The organism is Rhizobium sp. CC1099, from assembly GCF_029714385.1.
Taxonomy (GTDB): domain Bacteria; phylum Pseudomonadota; class Alphaproteobacteria; order Rhizobiales; family Rhizobiaceae; genus Rhizobium.
In genome coordinates, this window is record NZ_CP121641.1 from 3228187 (window position 1) to 3245562 (window position 17376).

General features: G+C 59.3%; 19 protein-coding genes, 1 tRNA gene and 1 pseudogene. 9 read left to right on the plus strand and 12 right to left on the minus strand.

What is annotated here, in order from left to right:
- The first annotated feature begins 76 nt into the window (after positions 1–76).
- On the plus strand, positions 77–1081 hold the full coding sequence (locus QA644_RS16225; RefSeq protein WP_283069536.1) for a bile acid:sodium symporter family protein: 1005 nt from the start codon (positions 77–79) through the stop codon (positions 1079–1081).
- 69 nt (positions 1082–1150) lie between these two features.
- Here QA644_RS16225 and QA644_RS16230 read toward each other — a convergent pair whose 3' ends face one another.
- Complete coding sequence (locus tag QA644_RS16230) at positions 1151–1618, minus strand: Hsp20 family protein (RefSeq protein ID WP_074069662.1); 468 nt, start codon at positions 1616–1618, stop codon at positions 1151–1153.
- A gap of 403 nt (positions 1619–2021) precedes the next feature.
- Here QA644_RS16230 and QA644_RS16235 point away from each other — a divergent pair, with 403 nt between their 5' ends.
- Positions 2022–2996: an alpha/beta hydrolase gene (locus QA644_RS16235; protein WP_239596960.1), complete on the plus strand. Its 975-nt coding sequence runs from the start codon at positions 2022–2024 to the stop codon at positions 2994–2996.
- 12 nt (positions 2997–3008) lie between these two features.
- Here the strand turns inward: QA644_RS16235 and hisN are convergent, their stop codons facing one another.
- Both hisN and QA644_RS16245 read right to left on the minus strand, forming a co-directional pair.
- Positions 3009–3782, minus strand: a complete 774-nt coding sequence (hisN, locus tag QA644_RS16240; RefSeq protein WP_239596958.1) for a histidinol-phosphatase — start codon at positions 3780–3782, stop codon at positions 3009–3011.
- A 250-nt stretch (positions 3783–4032) separates the two neighbouring features.
- Positions 4033–4914, minus strand: coding sequence for an N-formylglutamate amidohydrolase (locus tag QA644_RS16245; RefSeq protein WP_283069537.1), 882 nt, complete (start codon positions 4912–4914; stop codon positions 4033–4035).
- A 190-nt stretch (positions 4915–5104) separates the two neighbouring features.
- Between QA644_RS16245 and cpdR1 the strand changes: the two genes are divergently transcribed.
- Together cpdR1 and QA644_RS16255 are read left to right on the plus strand one after the other, a co-directional pair.
- Positions 5105–5467 carry a response regulator CpdR1 gene (cpdR1, locus tag QA644_RS16250; protein ID WP_003542883.1) on the plus strand — a complete coding sequence of 121 codons (363 nt, stop codon included), beginning with the start codon at positions 5105–5107 and terminating at the stop codon, positions 5465–5467.
- Between the two features lie 84 nt (positions 5468–5551).
- Positions 5552–5626, plus strand: a tRNA-Val gene (locus QA644_RS16255).
- A gap of 148 nt (positions 5627–5774) precedes the next feature.
- Here the strand turns inward: QA644_RS16255 and QA644_RS16260 are convergent.
- The gene (locus QA644_RS16260) at positions 5775–5909 is read right to left on the minus strand and encodes a hypothetical protein (RefSeq protein ID WP_022715855.1); all 135 of its coding nucleotides are present in this window, start codon (positions 5907–5909) and stop codon (positions 5775–5777) included.
- Positions 5910–6224: 315 nt separating this feature from the next.
- On the opposite strand from QA644_RS16260, the pseudogene QA644_RS16265 reads away from it, so the two are divergent.
- Positions 6225–6407: pseudogene (locus QA644_RS16265) on the plus strand (CrpP-related protein); the annotation flags it as partial.
- Positions 6408–6615: 208 nt separating this feature from the next.
- A complete protein-coding gene (locus QA644_RS16270) occupies positions 6616–7092 on the plus strand; it encodes a hypothetical protein (protein WP_039846091.1) in 477 nt (158 codons plus the stop codon).
- 3 nt (positions 7093–7095) lie between these two features.
- Here QA644_RS16270 and QA644_RS16275 read toward each other — a convergent pair whose 3' ends face one another.
- A complete protein-coding gene (locus QA644_RS16275) occupies positions 7096–7794 on the minus strand; it encodes a hypothetical protein (protein ID WP_239596954.1) in 699 nt (232 codons plus the stop codon).
- 149 nt (positions 7795–7943) lie between these two features.
- Between QA644_RS16275 and QA644_RS16280 the strand changes: the two genes are divergently transcribed.
- Positions 7944–8462, plus strand: coding sequence for an MgtC/SapB family protein (locus QA644_RS16280; protein ID WP_239596952.1), 519 nt, complete (start codon positions 7944–7946; stop codon positions 8460–8462).
- Positions 8463–8504: 42 nt separating this feature from the next.
- Here QA644_RS16280 and QA644_RS16285 read toward each other — a convergent pair whose 3' ends face one another.
- The gene (locus tag QA644_RS16285; RefSeq protein ID WP_283069541.1) at positions 8505–8687 is read right to left on the minus strand and encodes a hypothetical protein; all 183 of its coding nucleotides are present in this window, start codon (positions 8685–8687) and stop codon (positions 8505–8507) included.
- Between the two features lie 71 nt (positions 8688–8758).
- Complete coding sequence (locus tag QA644_RS16290; protein ID WP_283069543.1) at positions 8759–8986, minus strand: hypothetical protein; 228 nt, start codon at positions 8984–8986, stop codon at positions 8759–8761.
- A 407-nt stretch (positions 8987–9393) separates the two neighbouring features.
- On the opposite strand from QA644_RS16290, the gene QA644_RS16295 reads away from it, so the two are divergent.
- Positions 9394–10512: a DUF475 domain-containing protein gene (locus QA644_RS16295; protein WP_194728194.1), complete on the plus strand. Its 1119-nt coding sequence runs from the start codon at positions 9394–9396 to the stop codon at positions 10510–10512.
- Positions 10513–10616: 104 nt separating this feature from the next.
- Here the strand turns inward: QA644_RS16295 and QA644_RS16300 are convergent, their stop codons facing one another.
- From QA644_RS16300 to QA644_RS16320, 5 genes are all read right to left on the minus strand, one after another.
- Complete coding sequence (locus QA644_RS16300) at positions 10617–10787, minus strand: hypothetical protein (protein ID WP_166677317.1); 171 nt, start codon at positions 10785–10787, stop codon at positions 10617–10619.
- Positions 10788–10946: 159 nt separating this feature from the next.
- Entirely contained in the window at positions 10947–12464 is a 1518-nt protein-coding gene (locus QA644_RS16305) for a tripartite tricarboxylate transporter permease (protein WP_039846994.1), read from the minus strand.
- 11 nt (positions 12465–12475) lie between these two features.
- Positions 12476–12967 carry a tripartite tricarboxylate transporter TctB family protein gene (locus tag QA644_RS16310; RefSeq protein WP_022715865.1) on the minus strand — a complete coding sequence of 164 codons (492 nt, stop codon included), beginning with the start codon at positions 12965–12967 and terminating at the stop codon, positions 12476–12478.
- Positions 12964–13908, minus strand: coding sequence for a tripartite tricarboxylate transporter substrate binding protein (locus QA644_RS16315; RefSeq protein WP_283069549.1), 945 nt, complete (start codon positions 13906–13908; stop codon positions 12964–12966). The genes QA644_RS16310 and QA644_RS16315 overlap by 4 nt, the downstream gene beginning before the upstream one ends.
- Positions 13909–14217: 309 nt before the next feature.
- Positions 14218–15264, minus strand: coding sequence for an ABC transporter substrate-binding protein (locus QA644_RS16320; protein WP_074070431.1), 1047 nt, complete (start codon positions 15262–15264; stop codon positions 14218–14220).
- 140 nt (positions 15265–15404) lie between these two features.
- On the opposite strand from QA644_RS16320, the gene QA644_RS16325 reads away from it, so the two are divergent.
- Entirely contained in the window at positions 15405–17273 is a 1869-nt protein-coding gene (locus QA644_RS16325; protein ID WP_074069671.1) for an adenylate/guanylate cyclase domain-containing protein, read from the plus strand.
- The last annotated feature ends 103 nt before the right edge of the window (positions 17274–17376 follow it).

Here is a 17376-nt window from a genome sequence, read left to right on the forward strand (position 1 = left end):
ATAACTGTTATTCCTTGCATCCTGATTCATAATGGACGACAAAACAACGAAATTCTAAAAATGCCGAGAAAGCATCATGCGCCGCTTCTTGCCCGATACCTTCACGATCCTGCTCGTTTGCACCGTCATTCTTGCCTCGCTGCTTCCGGCAAGCGGCATTTTCGCGGATTATTTCGGCGTCGCCACCGGACTTGCCATCGCCCTGCTGTTCTTCCTGCATGGCGCCCGGCTATCCAGCGACGTCGTCATTGCAGGCATCCTGCACTGGCGGCTGCACCTCGTCATTCTTCTGACGACATTCGCCATCTTTCCGCTGCTCGGCATGGCGCTCGGCCTCATCCCGGATTCGATCCTGCCGCAGCCGCTTTACCTCGGCATCCTTTTCCTGTGCGTCCTGCCATCCACGGTGCAATCCTCGATCGCCTTCACCTCGATGGCAGGCGGCAATGTGCCGGCCGCCATTTGCTCGGCCTCCGCTTCCAACATCTTCGGCATGTTCCTGACGCCGCTTCTCGTCGGCCTGCTCTTTTCCGTCGGCGGCCATGGCGGCTTTTCCTGGGACGCGCTGGAGCAGATCCTGCTGCAATTGCTTGCTCCCTTCGTGGCAGGCCAGATCCTGCAGCCCTGGATAGGCAATTGGATCCGCGCGAAGAAGAAAATCCTGATGCCGGTCGATCGCGGATCGATCCTGATGGTCGTCTATCTCGCCTTCAGCACGGCGGTCGTCGAGGGCCTGTGGCACACCTTCTCGGTAAGAGACATCGCGGTCGTCGTCGTGCTCGACATGTTGCTGCTCGCAATCGTCCTTTTGCTCACCATGCATGGCAGCCGCCTTGTCGGCTTCAACAAGGCCGACGAGATCACCATCACCTTCTGCGGCTCGAAGAAGAGCCTGGCAAGTGGGGTGCCGATGGCGAGCGTCATTTTCGCCGGCCAGTCGATCGGTGCCATCGTTCTGCCGTTGATGCTCTTCCACCAGATCCAGCTGATGGTCTGCGCGGTGATCGCGCAAAAATATGCCGCAGCGGCTGCGCATCAGATAACAAAAGAGGAAGCTGAAGAGGCTGCGAGCCCAGCCTGATCCGCGGCCAACAAAAAGCGGCGCCCCAACGGAGCGCCGCCTGTCTTTTCCTATCCTGGGAGGGATCGGTTAGTTGGCGACCTGAGCCTCGATAGCCTTCGGCGCGCTTACCGGCTCTGCGGCAATCGCGATCTTGCGTGGCTTCATGGCTTCGGGGATGCTGCGAAGTAGGTCGATATGAAGCAGGCCGTTCTTCAGCGAAGCGGCGGTCACCTCGACATGATCGGCAAGCTGGAAGCGGCGCTCGAAGGCGCGCTTGGCAATGCCGCGATAGAGGAACTCACTGCCCTCGGCGTTCTCTTCGCTCTTTACGCCCTTGACGGTCAGCGCGTGAGCTTGAGCCTCGATGGAGATTTCGCTTTCGTCGAAACCGGCAACGGCCATGGTGATGCGGTAGGTGTTCTCACCGGTGCGCTCGATATTGTAGGGCGGATAGGTATTGCCCTGATCCGGCTGAGCCAGGCTGTCGAGCATGGTGAAGAGACGGTCGAAACCGACGGTCGAACGATAGAGTGGAGAAAAGTCGACGTGACGCATGATGTCCTCCTTAAGGAAGCGACGTGTTGCGATAATGCCCCTGAAACCCCATATTCGGCAGCTTCGGGACGGTTCAGCGGACCCGTTTGGCACCCGCAGAATTCAGATGGTGATCGACTTTCCGCAGTTCAAGACCCTTTTGAAGCCCGGTGAACGGGGCATGAACGCGAGGTTCGGCATGCGTTCAGCAGCACCTCTGTAGAAGTAGCAACTGTCGGGTGATTAAACCGCCCGATGGCTGAAGTGCATCGTCCCTTCTTCTTCAGTCCGATTTTACGGCCGGCGCCGGGCACCCCTCACATCGCCCCGCCGGTCTCTTTTTATTCGCTCCGCGCTTAACAGTTGATTTTCCGTCTCCGTGCATTATCCCCTAGACTCAAGGCGGCATCGAAAGCAGCGGCTCATGGACAGCGTCCTTATTTCGACACCTGACAATCCGGTCCCGGAAAACCGTACCGAAGGCTATTTCGAGACGCATGACGGCTGGAAGCTGCGCTATGCGGTGTTCCGCTCCGATGCCCCCGCTGCAAAAGGCACGGTCGTCATCCTGCAGGGACGCAACGAATACATTGAGAAATATTTCGAGACGATCGGCGATCTAACGGCGAAGGGCTACTGGGTTGCGATCTTCGATCTTCGTGGCCAGGGCGGCTCGCCACGGCTGATCAAGAAACGACAGCATGGCCATGTGAGGCGCTTTTCCGATTACGAGCGAGACCTCGACACCTTTCTGGAAAAGGTGGTGCTGCCCGACACCCGCCTGCCCTTCTACCTGCTCGGCCATTCGACCGGTGGCCTGATTGCGCTTTCGGCGGCCCCCTATCTTGCAACACGCATTGAACGCATGGTGCTTTCCGCGCCCTTCATCGGCCTGATCGGCCAGGCAGCGTCCGCATCGACCATCCGCCGCCTGGCCGCGACGGCTTGCTCGCTCGGATTTGGCTCGCTGCCATTGAGCCGCAAGCTACGGGAGCTTCCTTTCCAGGACAATCCGCTGACATCGGACGAGGTGCGTTTCGAGCGCAACATTGCAATGATGAGGGATCATCCGGAACTGATGCTCGGCCCGCCGACCGCGCGCTGGGTCCATGAATCCTTCAAGGCGATCGACAAGGTACTCATGCCGAGCCACCTCTTTTCGATTACCATCCCGACGATCGTCATTGCCCCGACCCGCGACGGCGTCGTGCCCTATATCGCGCAGGAACGGCTTTCGCGCTATTTCCGCGCAGCCCAGCTCGTACCCATCAATGGCGCGCGGCACGAGATTTTTCAGGAGCGCGACGCCTACCGCGCCGCAGCACTCGCCGCGTTCCATGCGTTTATTCCAGGCAGCGACGCCGAGACCGCTGAAGAGGTCGAAGGATTCGGCGTCTAAACGGATGGCGACTTAGCGCTGCAGGATCGCAAGTGCCTGGTCGTAAACAGCACGGCTGCCGGCGGCGATGATCGAGCCACCGTTTTCGGGCCGCCCGCCGTCCCAGGTCGTGATGATGCCGCCCGCATTTTCGATCACCGGAATGATCCCGCCGACATCGTAGGGCTTGAGGCCGTTTTCGATCACGAGATCGACATGGCCGGCCGCGAGAAGTGCGTAGGCATAGCAATCCGTGCCATAGCGGAAGAGCCGGACCTGGCGTTCGATCTCACGATATTTCTCCATTTCCAAGCCGGTGAAGAGATGCGGCGAAGTGGTGAAGAGGATCGCGTTCGAAAGCGTGCCGCAATCGCGTGTCTTCAAGCGCCGTTCGCCCTCCGGTCCGCAATAGATCGAGCCGTTCTCATCCGCGAAATAGCGCTCGCCGGTGAAGGGCTGCTCGATCATGCCCATGATCGCCCGGCCGTTCTTCTGTAGCCCGATCAGCGTTCCCCATACCGGCACGCCGGAAATGAAGGCCCGCGTGCCGTCGATAGGATCGATGACCCAGACATAATCACGGTCCAGGCCAACATTGCCGTGTTCCTCGCCAAGAATGCCATGATTGGGAAAATGCTCTTCAATCAGCTTGCGGATTGCCGCTTCCGCTGCCCGATCGCCCTCGGTAACGGGATCAAAGCCACTCGAAAGCTTGTTCGTCACATCGAGGCCGGATCGGAATCGCGGCAGTGTCTCGGCCTTGGCGGCTTCCGCCAGGCGATTGAAGAACGAGCGGTCAGGAAGCATGGATGATCCGTTTTTTGGGCGGTGTGGCACGCATTTCTTAGCGGAGTTGCGTTCGAATGCAAATCTACCAGGCATTTTCTCGATATCTGCCTAAAGATTTTGCATTGCAAAATAATGATTGACAATTGTGCAGCGCAGCAGTAGCTTCTTCATACAGTCTTCTGACTGTAAATACCCTCCTTGGGTGTTTCCTCCCTAGACTTAGCCGCGCTGAACAGCGCGGTTCTTTTTTGAGCGACTGTCCGGGAGCTTATTCGGCAGCAAGCGCCGTATCGGTTGCAAACTGCTCCACGTAGCTGGCCATCTGCCGCATGAAGCCTGTGACGGCGTTGACGATCAGCGGAAAATCCGTGTGCTTTTCCAACGTCACTTCGTCCACGTAGATCGCCCGATTCACCTCGATCTGCAGGGCGTGCAGCCCGCGCGCCGGCCGGCCGTAATGCTCGGTGATAAAGCCGCCGGCATAGGGCTTGTTGCGGATGGCGGTAAAACCCATCTCCTCGAGAATACTGATCGCCGTACGCGAAAGTTCGGCCGATGCGCTGGTACCATACCGGTCGCCGATGATGAAGTCGGGCCGCGCATTGCTGCCTGCGACGCGGACATTGCCCGGCATCGAGTGGCAATCGATCAGCACGCCGAAGCCGAATTGCACGTGGGTGCGCGCAATCAGCCGGCGCAGCGCGGCGTGGTAGGGTTTGTAGATGCTCTCGACCCGATCGAGCCCTTCCTGCACCGGCAGCCGCCGGGCATAGATTTCCATATTCTCGGCAACGATGCGCGGAATGGTGCCGAGCCCGCCTGCCACGCGCAGCGAATTGATGTTCGCAAAAGGCGGCAACAGGCCATCGAACATGCGCGGGTCGAGTTCGTAAGGTTCGCGGTTCACATCCAGATAGGCGCGCGGGAAATTGGCGAGAAGCAGAGGGGCGCCAAGCAGGCTGGCGGCTGAAAAGAGCTCATCGACATAGTGATCCTCCGACCGGCGGATGGAGATGCCTTCGAGCCGCGACTGGGCGATAAATTCCGGTGGATAAATGCGGCCGCTGTGGGGAGAATTGTAAACGAAGGGAATGGTCTGCGACACGGGCTCACGGATCTCAAAAAGCTCGTACTCGCGAATTTCCGGCACCTTTTTCCCTCTTAACCATGTCACAGGACGGCTGCTTCGCCCATGTTGCCAGTTGCCTCACCGCAAGTCCATACTATGTAGCGGGGATGACAGCCTTGGGCAGGCAATTCACCGGTTGTTTACTGGCTAAAGTCTAGTGTAAATAGCTGGCGCCTCCCACCAAAAACCTATTCACCAATCGGTCTGGATAATGACTCAGAAGATACTGCTCGCTGAAGACGACAACGACATGCGCCGCTTTCTGGTAAAGGCGCTCGAAAAGGCCGGTTACAAGGTTCTTTCCTACGATAACGGCGCAAGCGCCTATGACAGGCTCCGGGAAGAGCCCTTCTCCCTGCTCCTGACCGATATCGTCATGCCGGAAATGGATGGCATCGAGCTCGCACGCCGTGCGACCGAGCTCGACCCGGACCTCAAGGTCATGTTCATCACCGGTTTTGCGGCCGTTGCACTGAACCCTGATTCGAAGGCGCCGAAGGATGCAAAGGTGCTTTCCAAGCCTTTCCATCTTCGCGATCTCGTCGATGAAGTGAACAAAATGCTTGCCGCATAAGGCTTGCGGGCGGCGGGTCACAAAACTTCAAAAAAGCCTATTGACGGCTCCCAAGGTTTTGTGATCTATGCGCCGCCATCGGATGGGCGTGTAGCTCAGCGGGAGAGCACTACGTTGACATCGTAGGGGTCACAAGTTCGATCCTTGTCACGCCCACCATTCGATCCTCTTGAAATTACAGAGGACTTCGTCAAACCGCTGATTGACGAGTTATCTTCCAGGACGTGAGCAGTCGTGCGTTACGACGCAAAACTGCTCCCTTGCCCAACACGGCTCACACAAGCCAGCCAAAACCCCATCAAATACTTTACTTCGTAAGCGTGGCGTCTTCAGATAGAGTTGCTGCGGTTTGCAAGTTCGGCGTCTCAGGGATTGCTGCGATGAAAAACATCGTGAACGCATAAACTGAGAACAACGTCAGCACCGCGGTCAATCGAATCATTCAGTATCTCCTTATTCACACGGACAGCTTGACCCATATCGGGGTTTTCCAAAACCGTTTTCTGAACGGGAGATGAACAAAAACTTGTGACGGGCCATTTTAACGATATTTTTACAACACATTTTGGAGAGTCTCACCTTTTCCCGCGGGTGCTTATAAGCCGGAAGAAGGAGGGTTTTTGATCGCGAAGGAGGTATTGCTCCATTCGAGCTAATCCTGTGAATAGCGGGAATCGACGCCGGCGGGCTGGACATTAGCAAAGAGAAATGTTTGCTTGGGAAGGCTGGCTGAGGGGCCGGCGGTTGGGGGTAAGCGATGAATATCGAAGAACTGCTCGACATGCAGGAGCGCGGAATACGCGACCGGATCCTCGGCTACGCTTTAAGCGACAATCCCATGTCGCGACCGGAATTGATGCCGATCCGTGATGCTTGGGAGCTTGAAGTCTGGTACGCCCGCTACGAGGCATGGCGCTTCGGTTGGGCCGTCGAGGACGCCAGCCGGTGCCACTGAGCGTTTGAATGGGCGAAGGCCCCGCGCAAGCAAGAGGTAAGATACAGAGGCCGGCCGTCGCTGTTGACGGCCACGCTTCCCGGAACGGGCCGCTATCCCTGCAGCGGCCCGTTTTCTTTGAGCGCGGCAAATTTCGGACACAGAAACATGCGACCCCCGTCCGGTAAACCAGCATGACAGGATTCCTGAACAGATGAGACTGACAGTGATTGCAGCTGCGGCGCTTTCCGCCGCAGCTTTCGCCTCCGGCGCCAACGCCGCCTCCCAGAATTTTCCAGGCGCCGGCGTTTCGACACTTACAGGCAAATGCGCAAAGCTCGTCGTTGGCAACGTGGATGCAACGAAGGGCTGCAAGGGCGAACTCGCCAGCGTGGGACTGCCGAACGGCCAGGTGACCTTCATCTTCACCTCAGGCGGGAAGATGCTTGGCTTCCAGGGCGATGGCACCGCGATCAAGCCGGCATCTAATGGCAATGCCAGGATTCCGCTCAAGATGGTGACAACCGGCGTCGGCGAGAAGATGACGGGCCAGGTCAAGGTGGCAGGCACCTGCACATTCGGCAACCCTTACGGCGGCAAGCCGGTCGTGATCGAATGCTCCGCGGAAAGCAAGGATACGGCCTTTACCGGCAGTTTCCGCACCAGCGGTAAGGCTCCGAAGCAGAAATAGACCTCAGGCGCACCACCCACCGGCGGCGCCAGGCTTGCGGGCAAGACCCTCGGTAATCAGTTGAGTGCCCAAGGAGCGGCCGCCGCGCGAAATCACGTGCGGCGCACCGGAACTGTCGGGCTTGCCGGCAGCGTTCATGATGAAGGGCCCGGCATTCAGAAATTTGAGCAGCCTCGATTTTGCGGCAAAGCCGATCCTCCGCTCGCCTTCGCAACGCGCGGCGCCGACATCCGGCACTACCATGTCCGCGACCAGGATCTTCTCGCCCTTGTACCAGAATATCCCACCGTCTCCGACGCAGTTCATATGCTCCCCCTGCCCACAATAGCCGAAGGCGGCGCGCGCGTTTTGCGGGCCGGCGGGTGAGGTCGCCGTTGAGGAGAGCTTCACAGGCTGCGCGGCAGGAACAGGAACGGCTTCGGGCGGCACGGGACGCTGCGGCTGCGAAGCAATGGCCTGCCTCGGCGCGCTCTTGGCGACAGCCGCTTTCGGCGAATCCGCCTTGATTGCAGCGGTAATCGCGGCTGTGTCCGGCGCCCGTGAGGCAAGAATCGGGCGCACGCTCTTCCAGTTGTCGTAAAGCGCGATACTGCCTACGGCAACGACACCGGCGAAGAGCCAGGGCAAGGCTCCACCATGGCCCCTGCCCTTCGATTTTGCGGATGATTTGCGGCGGCGGCCGCGAGTTGCAGTTCTAGCCATCTGGTCCGAATCCCGTGATGGGCCGATTATCGCCTCCCAATCCTTTCCGAAAGGTTGGCATGGAGCCGCAACGTCGAAGCGGACGAACAAAGAGCCACAGAAGACGTTAGCTCCGCGAAGAAATGTTCACCGAAGGGAGCGCCTTTTCCATGGATATCGTTTTTGCCGACATGTTCCCTGAATCCCGTATTCATTACCCGGTGATCTTTGCCCGGCTCATCGGCGCGATTGTGCTGGGCGGCATCATCGGCTTCGAACGCGAGGCGCAAAACCATGCAGCGGGTCTGCGGACCCATATTCTGGTGAGTCTTGCGGCAGCGCTTTTCGGCATCATTTCCATCGAATCCGTGCATATGCCGGGCTTTGCCAACGATCAGCAGGTCCGCATCGACCCGCTGCGCGTCATCGAGGCCGTGACGGCGGGCGTCGCGTTTCTGGCCGCGGGCATGATCGTCTTTTCCAGAGGCAGGGTGAAGGGCCTGACGACGGGAGCAGGCATGTGGCTCTCAGGCGCGATCGGCCTTGCCCTGGGCTTCGGCTATTGGCCGGTCGCCTTCTTCGCGACGGCGGCAGCAGTCTGCGTGCTCTTTGCTCTGGGTAAGATGGAGCAGCGCCTGGAGCGGAATTCTGGAAAGCAGCCGCCACCCGAAGACGATGCCGACTCATAAAAAACGCCCGGCATGCCGGGCGCGCTTTGTCGGCGATGAGAATTAGCCAGTCTTCCCTCTTGAATTGTCCTTGTCTCCAGGCGCGCTCGTTTCGCCATGAGCAATAATTCCGGATGCCGTTTCGCGCTTCTGGATATCAATGCCGTTCTCGGAGGCCTCTTTGAGAGCCTGCCACTCGTTTTCGTGTTTCAGATAGATGTCCTGCGGCACGAGATCAGTCGTCATGGAGTCCTCACATCTTTGTCCGGGCCTTAAATGCAAAAGCCCCGACATCGGTTCCCGCGCCGCCTGAAAAATCATTCGGCGCGCCGTTTGCGGCCTGCAAGGTCTGGACCGCCTTTTGAAAGATCGCCGCCGGTCACATGAGCCGGAACGTGAATGTCGTCCATCGGCGTCTGCGGCAGCGTCAGATCGACATGGTGCGGCGGCAGCACCTGCACCTTCTGCATGCGGTTCGGCTTTGCCCGCTTCATGCGGTCTGCCGCTTCCGTACGCTTGTCGGGAGAATGGGTCGAAGTTTGCATTCGTGGTCCCTCCTTTTTTTATCGCGCCGGCAATGGCGTTCCATTGCCTCAACCAGAGCCTAACGGGCGGGCGACTGCATGGTTCCAAAGAAAAGCTTCGGCGCAGACTGTGGCCGCCTTGACTGGCGCCACAGGTCGACTACCTAGAAGGCTGTCCGCGGCCAAAACGATGCGCATGGTTGCCCCCCGTGCAAAAGCATCGGCTGCCGGACAAACACTGGTGCCGGGCCCCTCTGGCGAGAGTTTTTACGGCGCTCTCGTGATGTCGGTACCGCCTGCAAATAGCCGGCGGATTTTCACTCGATGAAAAAGCTCACAATGCCTCGCGCGCATATCCCTTACGATATGCCGCGTTTTTCACTCACATCATCCTTCAAGAACGATGTCCGCATCAAAGAGGTGCGGCCATGAAGCAACCCATCAGCCACCAATCCACGCTCGGCTATTTCCGCTGGGCTTTCATCATCACGGCCGTTGGCCTGGCGCTCGGCGCTTTGCTGGGCTGGCAGTCCACCGGCACGATCAGCGGCATGGCGACTATCTTCTTTATCTGCACGGTTCTGGCCGTGCTGGAGATTTCCCTCTCCTTCGACAACGCGATCGTAAACGCCAACAAGCTCAAGGAAATGACGCCTGTCTGGCAGCATCGGTTCCTGACCTGGGGCATTATCATTGCCGTCTTCGGCATGCGCATCGTCTTTCCGCTGGCAATCGTGGCGATAGCCGCAAGTATCGGCCCGATCGACGCCGTGATCCTCGCCGCACGGCAACCGGCTGAATATGCGCGCATCATGAACGAAGCCCATCTGCCAATCGCCGCCTTCGGCGGGACCTTTCTTCTGATGGTCGGCCTTTCTTACTTCTTCGACCCTGAGAAGGACGTCCATTGGATCGTCTCTGTTGAAAAACTGATGTCGCGCGGTGCCACGGTCAAAGGCATCGAAATCGCCTTCGTTCTCTTATTGATCCTCACTTTCGCTTCATTGCTTGAAGGCCAAGAATCGACGACCTTCGTCTACAGCGCGATCTACGGTCTTGTCACATTCCTGGTGGTCGAAGTCATTGGCGCACTGCTGGACGCCTCGCAAAAGGCCATGGCAGAAGCGGCACGCGGTGGGCTTGGCGCATTCATCTATCTTGAGGTTCTGGATGCAAGCTTCTCGTTCGACGGCGTCATTGGCGCCTTCGCCCTGACGCAGAACCTTTTCATCATCGCCATCGGTCTGGGCATCGGCGCGATGTATGTACGCTCGATGACGATCATGCTCGTCGAAAACGGAACGCTGACGCATTACCGCTACCTGGAGCACGGCGCGTTTTACGCGATCCTGATCCTTGCGATCATCATGTACGTCCAGACCCTCTTCCACATTCCGGAAGTCGTCACCGGTCTCGGCGGTGCAGCGCTCATCGGTGTTTCGCTCTGGTCCTCGATCCGCCACAACAAGCGGAAGGAAGCCCGTGCGAAAGCAGCGAAGGCGCAGGCCGAAGTCCATTCACCTGCCCGCGAGCGGCTGGAGGCCTGACATTTCCGAAGCCGCAGCGTTTGCATGCGTTGCGGCCTGACGGACAAAAATAAAGCCCGCGACCAACCGGTTGCGGGCTGTTTCATGCGTGATGTATCGGGAAATTAACGGCCGAAATGGTCGAAGGCGTCCGGTGCGATACCGAGAACCTTGAGGTCCCGGGGCTTCGGACGGCGACCCGCTTCGAATGCAGCGCTTACAGCATTTGCGGCGCCGATGACTGCGAAGGCACGGCCGAAGAAACCTTCCCGAATGGACTTGCTGTAGGAGGACATTGTCTTTCTCGCTTTGGCTTCATTATTGACACCTCATATATGATGCGCTGCAGCATTTTCCACAAGTGACGGGATTTCAGGCCTGCCATGCAAAAACAAGCGGCCGGCCCATGTTTCAGGGCCGGCCGCAAGAAAGGGTTCGAGCAGTATTATTCTTCTTTAGTCTTCGCTTGCAGCAAGTTGCGAAAGAACTTCGCCGCGGCCGCGTATTCTCAAGATCAACGGGATGATGAAGGCCGCAGCCGCAACGATCAGCAACCCGGCTGCGATCGGCGACGTGACAAGCGTCGTCACATCGCCCTGGCTGATGGCGAGCGCCCGTCGGAGCTGCTGTTCGGCAAGCGGCCCGAGAATCAAGCCGACAACCACCGGGGCGATCGGATAGCCGAAGAGCCGCATGATATAGCCAAGTACGCCAAACGCGAGCAGCATGCCGAGCTCGAACACCGAGGGATTGGCGCCGATGGTACCAAGCGTCGCAAACAGCAGGATGCCGGCATAAAGCCAGGGCTTCGGGATCGTCAGCAGGCGGACCCAAAGCCCGATCAGCGGCAGGTTCAGAACCAGCAGCATGGCATTGGCGATGAGCAGGCTGGCGATCAGGCCCCATACGAGCTGCGGATTGTTCGCAAACAGCAGCGGACCGGGTTGCAGGCCGTATTGCTGGAAGCCGGCGAGCATGATCGCCGCCGTCGCCGTCGTCGGCAGGCCGAGCGTCAGGAGCGGCACCAGCGTACCGGCTGCCGATGCGTTGTTTGCCGCCTCCGGGCCTGCTACGCCTTCGATCGCACCGTGACCGAATTCTTCGGGGTTCTTCGCCAGGCGTTTCTCGGTCGCGTAAGAGAGGAACGTGCCGATTTCGGCACCGCCAGCCGGCATTGCACCGATCGGGAAGCCGATCAAGGTACCACGCAGCCATGCCTTCCAGGAGCGGCCCCAATCCTGGGCCGTCATCCAAAGAGAACCCTTGACCGCTTCGACCTTGTCCTCGCCGCGATTGCCTTGGGCTGCGATATAGAGCGTCTCCCCGATCGCGAACATGGCAACCGCAAGCGTGGTCACTTCAATGCCGTCCAGAAGATCCGGAATGCCGAAGGAAAGACGTGCCTGGCCGGTCTGCTGATCGATGCCGACCATCGCCAGCGCAAAGCCGATGAAAAGCGACGTCAGCCCGCGAAGCGCCGAATCGCCGAAAGCGGACGAAACGGTCACGAAGGCGAGTATCATCAGAGCGAAATATTCACGCGGCCCGAAGATCAGCGCCAGTTTGACGATGTAGGGCGCGATGAAGGCAAGGCCGAGCGTGGCTATGAGGCCGGCCACGAACGAACCGATCGCCGCTGTCGCCAGCGCCGGACCGCCGCGACCCGCGCGCGCCATCTTGTTACCCTCGAGCGCAGTCACGATCGAGGCGCTTTCACCCGGCGTATTGAGCAGGATGGAGGTCGTCGAGCCGCCATACATGCCGCCGTAGTAGATACCGGCAAACATGATCAGCGAACCGGCCGGGTCGAGCTTGTAGGTGACGGGGAGAAGAAGGGCAACGGTCAGCGCCGGGCCGATGCCCGGCAGAACGCCGACCGCGGTGCCAAGCGTGACACCGACGAACGCATAAAGAAGGTTCATCGGCTGCATGGCGACCAGGATGCCCTGGAAGAGGAATTCGAAGGTGCTCATCGCATCCAATCCTAGAAGAAGAGTCTCTCGAAGGGTCCGGCAGGCAGCGTAAGCTGCAGCAGCTGCGAGAAAATGATCCAGACGACGAAGCTGAAGACGATACCCGCCGGGATCGAAAGCCAGAGCTTGCGACGCCCAAAGCCGCGCGCCGTGAAGGCAAAGAGAATGCCTGTGGCAATCGAGAAGCCGGCCGTCTTCAGAAGCAGCATTTGCGCTGCAAGACCGGCAACAATCCAGATGACGGGAGCGACTTCCTGATGTTCCCGCTCGGGAAACTCATTGCGCAACGCCTCGAAGACGGTCCAGATGCCGAGGCCGATCAACCCGAACGCCACGACCTTGGGCGCGGTAGCCGGGCCGATGCGAGCATATTGGGCGATCGCTCTCATATGCGTGGCGTCCCAAAGCATGACGGCCGCAACGACGAAAAGACAGATAGCAATGATCAGCGCCGCCCAATCCGGGCGGCGCTTCGTTGCCAAGGGTGCGTTGCCCCTGCTCATTTAACAAGCCCGATCTCTTTGAGGATGCCTTCGGTTGCGGAGACGTCCTTCTCGAGCTGCGCCTTGAAGGCATCGCCTGCGAGGTATGTGTCGGCCCAGCCCTTCGTCTTTAGGATTTCCTGCCAGCCTGCCGACTTGGAAAGCTTGTCGAAATCAGCGGTGACGGCAGCCGTCTGCTCAGGCGTCAGGCCGGGAGCGGCGGCGACCATCCGCCAGTTCTGCACGCTGACATCGACGCCAGATTCCTTCAGCGTCGGAGCGTCGACACCGTCAATGCGCTTATCGCTCGAGACGGCGAGCAGGCGGAGCTGCCCGGCCTTCACCTGCGATTCGAACTCGCCATAGCCTGAAATGCCGGCCGTCACCTGTCCGCCGAGGATAGCGGCAAGCGCCTCACCGCCGCCCGAGAAGGCGACATAGTTGATCTTCGTCGGATCGACGCCGGAGGCCTTCGCGATGAGACCGACCGTGATGTGGTCGGTACCGCCGGCCGAGCCGCCACCCCAGGACACCGAGCCCGGATCAGCCTTCAGCTTGGCAACGAGGTCACCCATCGTCTTGATGTCGGACGATGCCGGAACGACGATGGCCTCATACTCGCCGGTCAGGCGAGCGATCGGTGTGACGTCCTTCAGCGTGACAGGTGACTGGTTGGTGAGAATCGCGCCGACCATGACATAGCCGCCAACGATCAGGGCGTTCGGATTGCCGCTATTCTGGCTGGCGAACTGCGCCAGACCGATGGTGCCGCCGGCGCCCGGAACGTTCTGAACCTGAACATTGCCAGAGATGCCTTCCTTCTGCATGACGGTCTGCAGCGAGCGGGCCGTCTGATCCCAACCGCCGCCGGGTGCGGCAGGCGCCATGATGGTGTAGTCGGCCGAATAGGCCGGCAGCGCGATAGCGGCTGCGAAAAGCGTAGCAAGGAAAGTATGCTTCACGATGTGTCCTCCGTGATCGCGGTGAGCGCCGCGTATTGTTCTCAAGGGAATCGAGAAGCGTTGCCGGGCAGCGGACATTGATGGTCCGCAATAGCGACGGAGACTCCTCCCGAAACGTCTACTCTCCGCCTCCACGAAGAGAAGTACCAGAACCGCACCACATCAAGCTGTCATTTAGCTGACATCGGCAGGATATCCAGCACCAAGGACACTTTTTTGCCGTAATTCAAGCATGAGCGCCCGGTTATGCCGGTGGCGTGCATCCCAAATCCGCTCCAATAAAGCAGGTAGGCGCGAACGCTATCCCACCTACTGTGTCCGCAGCACCTCGTTCCAATGGGCGATCAGCCGCGCGCGCTTGACCTGGTCGAGATAGACCATCAGGCCCGGGCTGACCGGAACGGGCCTGAGCTGGGCGCCGAGAAGCTCCTGCATGGTGTTGGCCGTATTCTCGCCCGCAACCTCGGGGCTGACCGCCGGGATCTGGAGTTTTCGGGCCATGATCGTCTGTCCTTCCTTCGACATGAAGAAGGTGAGATATTGCCGCCCGAGTTCCGGCTCCGCGGCAGCCTGCGGCACCAGCCCGATGCGCGACATCACGACTGTATAATCCTTCGGCAGCACGATGCCGACATCGGGGTGCCGCGACGCCCAGTCCGCCGCATAGGAGCCGAGAATGTTGTAGCCGAGCACGAAGCGCCCGTCGGCTACCCTCTCCAGGATCGCCGAACTCGTCGAATAGAGCTTGACGCCCGCAGCCCCCATCGCCCGGATCACCGACCAGATGTCCCCGAACTGCTCCTGGTCGCGCGCCATGAACAGAAAGCCGACGCCGGAGCGTTCGATGTCATAGGTGCCGATGCGGCCGTAAACCGCGTTGCCTTTGCGCTTCAGGTAATCGACGAATTCCGCCCGTGAACTTGGCACCGGTTCATGCAAGAAGCTCGGCTTGTGATAGACGAAGACGGCCGGCTCGAAGGTGAGTGCATAGGCCGTGTTGCGCCAGTTTGCCCATTTCGGCCATTGTCCGCTCATCGGCAGATTGCTGACCTGCGCATAGCCGTCGTTGGAGAGCTTGACCTGCAGGTCCATCGCTGATGAAAAGGCGAAGTCCGCCGTTTTCTTCCCGGCATCCGTCTCCCGCACGATCCGGTCATAGATCTCGCCCGTCAGCATGTCTTCATAACGCACGGCGACATCCGGATTGGCTTCCTGAAAGCCATGGATCATCGGCTGGGCGAGAGGCTCGTCGAGCGAGGAATAAACCGTCAGCACCCGCGCATCAGCCTTGCCGGATTTCGCGGGATAAAAGGCCTGATCCGCGGCTGCAAAACCGGGACAGAGCAGAAGCAGCAGAACAAGAAGTCTCCTCATGAGCGCAGAATGCATCACCACGCTTCAGCGGGCAAGGACGAGTAATTGCGGGCGCTGTCTCGCAACGCGACAAGAGCATTAAAAGACGCTAAGCTAATTTAGACAACCGTATGGAGGGGATATTGGAACGACGGCTGAGTGCCATACTCGCTGCCGACGTGGTGGGTTATAGCCGTCTGATGGGTATCGACGAGACCGGTACCCTGCAGGCGCTCAACCGCCACCGCTGCGAACTGATCGATGTCAGGATCTCCGACTACAAAGGGCGCATCTTCAAGCTGACCGGCGACGGAATGCTCGCGGAATTCCAAAGTGTGGTAAACGCTGTCGCCTGCGCTGTCGAAATCCAGCGCGAGATGGCTGTGCGCAACAAAGACGTCCCGCAGGATCAGCGCATCGAATTGCGGATCGGCATCAATCTCGGCGATGTTGTCATCGAGAACGACGACGTCTTCGGCGACGGCGTAAACGTCGCTGCTCGGCTCGAGCGCCTTGCTTCGCCGGGTGGCATTGTCGTTTCCGGCTCGGTTCGCGATCAGGTCGGCACGCGCCTCAATATCGGTTTCGAGTTCCAAGGTGAGCAATCTCTGAAGAACATCAAGCAGACTGTGTCGGTGTTCACGGTTCTCCTCGATCCGCCTTCTGCAACGGCCGGTGCGTCGGACGACCAAACCCGCAATACCTGCTTTATTGCCGTTCTGCCTTTCACCAACATGAGCGGCGATCCCGAGCAGGAGTATTTCGCGGACGGCATCACGGAAGACATCATTACCGACCTCTCCAAGATATCGAGTCTGCACGTCGTGCCGCGGCACACTGTCTTCACCTATAAAGGGAGTTCGCTGAAGGTAAAGCAGCTCGCCCACGAACTTGGCGTGCGATACATTCTCCAGGGTAGCGTCCGCATCGCCGGCGCGCGTGTGCGCATATCCGGCCATCTCATCGATACGGCGAACGGCGACCATCTGTGGGCCGATCGCTACGACCGGAATCTCACCGATATCTTCGCGATCCAGGACGAGATCACCAATTCGATCGTCGGCCAGCTCAAGATCCGGCTCCTGCCGGCCGAGAAGAAGGCCATCGCCGCCGAACCCACGGCCAATATCGAGGCCTATACCTACTACCTGCGAGGCCGCCAGCTATCGCACACCTGGACGAAGTCGTATCTGCAGCTTGCCCGCAGGATGTTCTGCAAGGCTGTCGAGCTGGATCCTGATTATGCGCGCGCCTATGCGGGTATTGCCGATTGCGATGCGGCCATACGCGATTGGGACCCTGAAAATGTCCCTCTCGAAACCATCCTGCAGATGAGCGCCCGCGCCCTCGAACTCGATCCTGATCTCGCGGAGGCCCATGCCTCCCGAGGTCTGGCCTTGCATCAGAACGGCCAGGATCAGCAGGCCATTGCAGCCTTCGAGCGGGCACTTGCACTTGAACCCAATCTTTATGAAGCGAACTTCCACTATGCGCGATTCTTCTTCATGCGCGGCGATTTCGCCAACGCCGTCCGCTACTTCACGCGCGCGGCGCACATCCGCACGGACGACTATGTCTCACCCATTCATTTGATGAGCGCCCACCGCTCGCTCGGCCGCATGTCGGATACGGAAAACTGGGCCAAGCTCGGGCTGCTGCGAGCGGAACGCGCACTGAATCTCAGTCCGGAAAATTCAGGACCGGCCCATCGCGGCGCCCTGGCGCTGGCGCATCTCGGAGACAGGGCGAGGGCAAGGGATTGGGCCGCCCGCGCCATCGCGATCGATCCCGACGACATCGTTGCGCAATACAATCTCGCTTGCGTCTACTCCGTCCTCGGCGACGTGGACGAAGCGATTGATATTCTGGAGAGGCTGATGCCGCGAAGCTCGGTCTACCACATCAAATGGTTCGATAACGACTCCGATCTGGATAACATCCGCAGCGACCAGCGCTTCCAGAAACTCCTGCTGGCAGCGCAGGAGGAACAACCCCGGGAGGTCGCTGAATAGAGCAATTGAGGCCGCCAAACTCGCGTTGATTGAATGACGCCGGGTTTTCTTTTGCCGCTGATGACATCCCCATTCACGGGCTGTAATCTTCTTTGTTGAACAA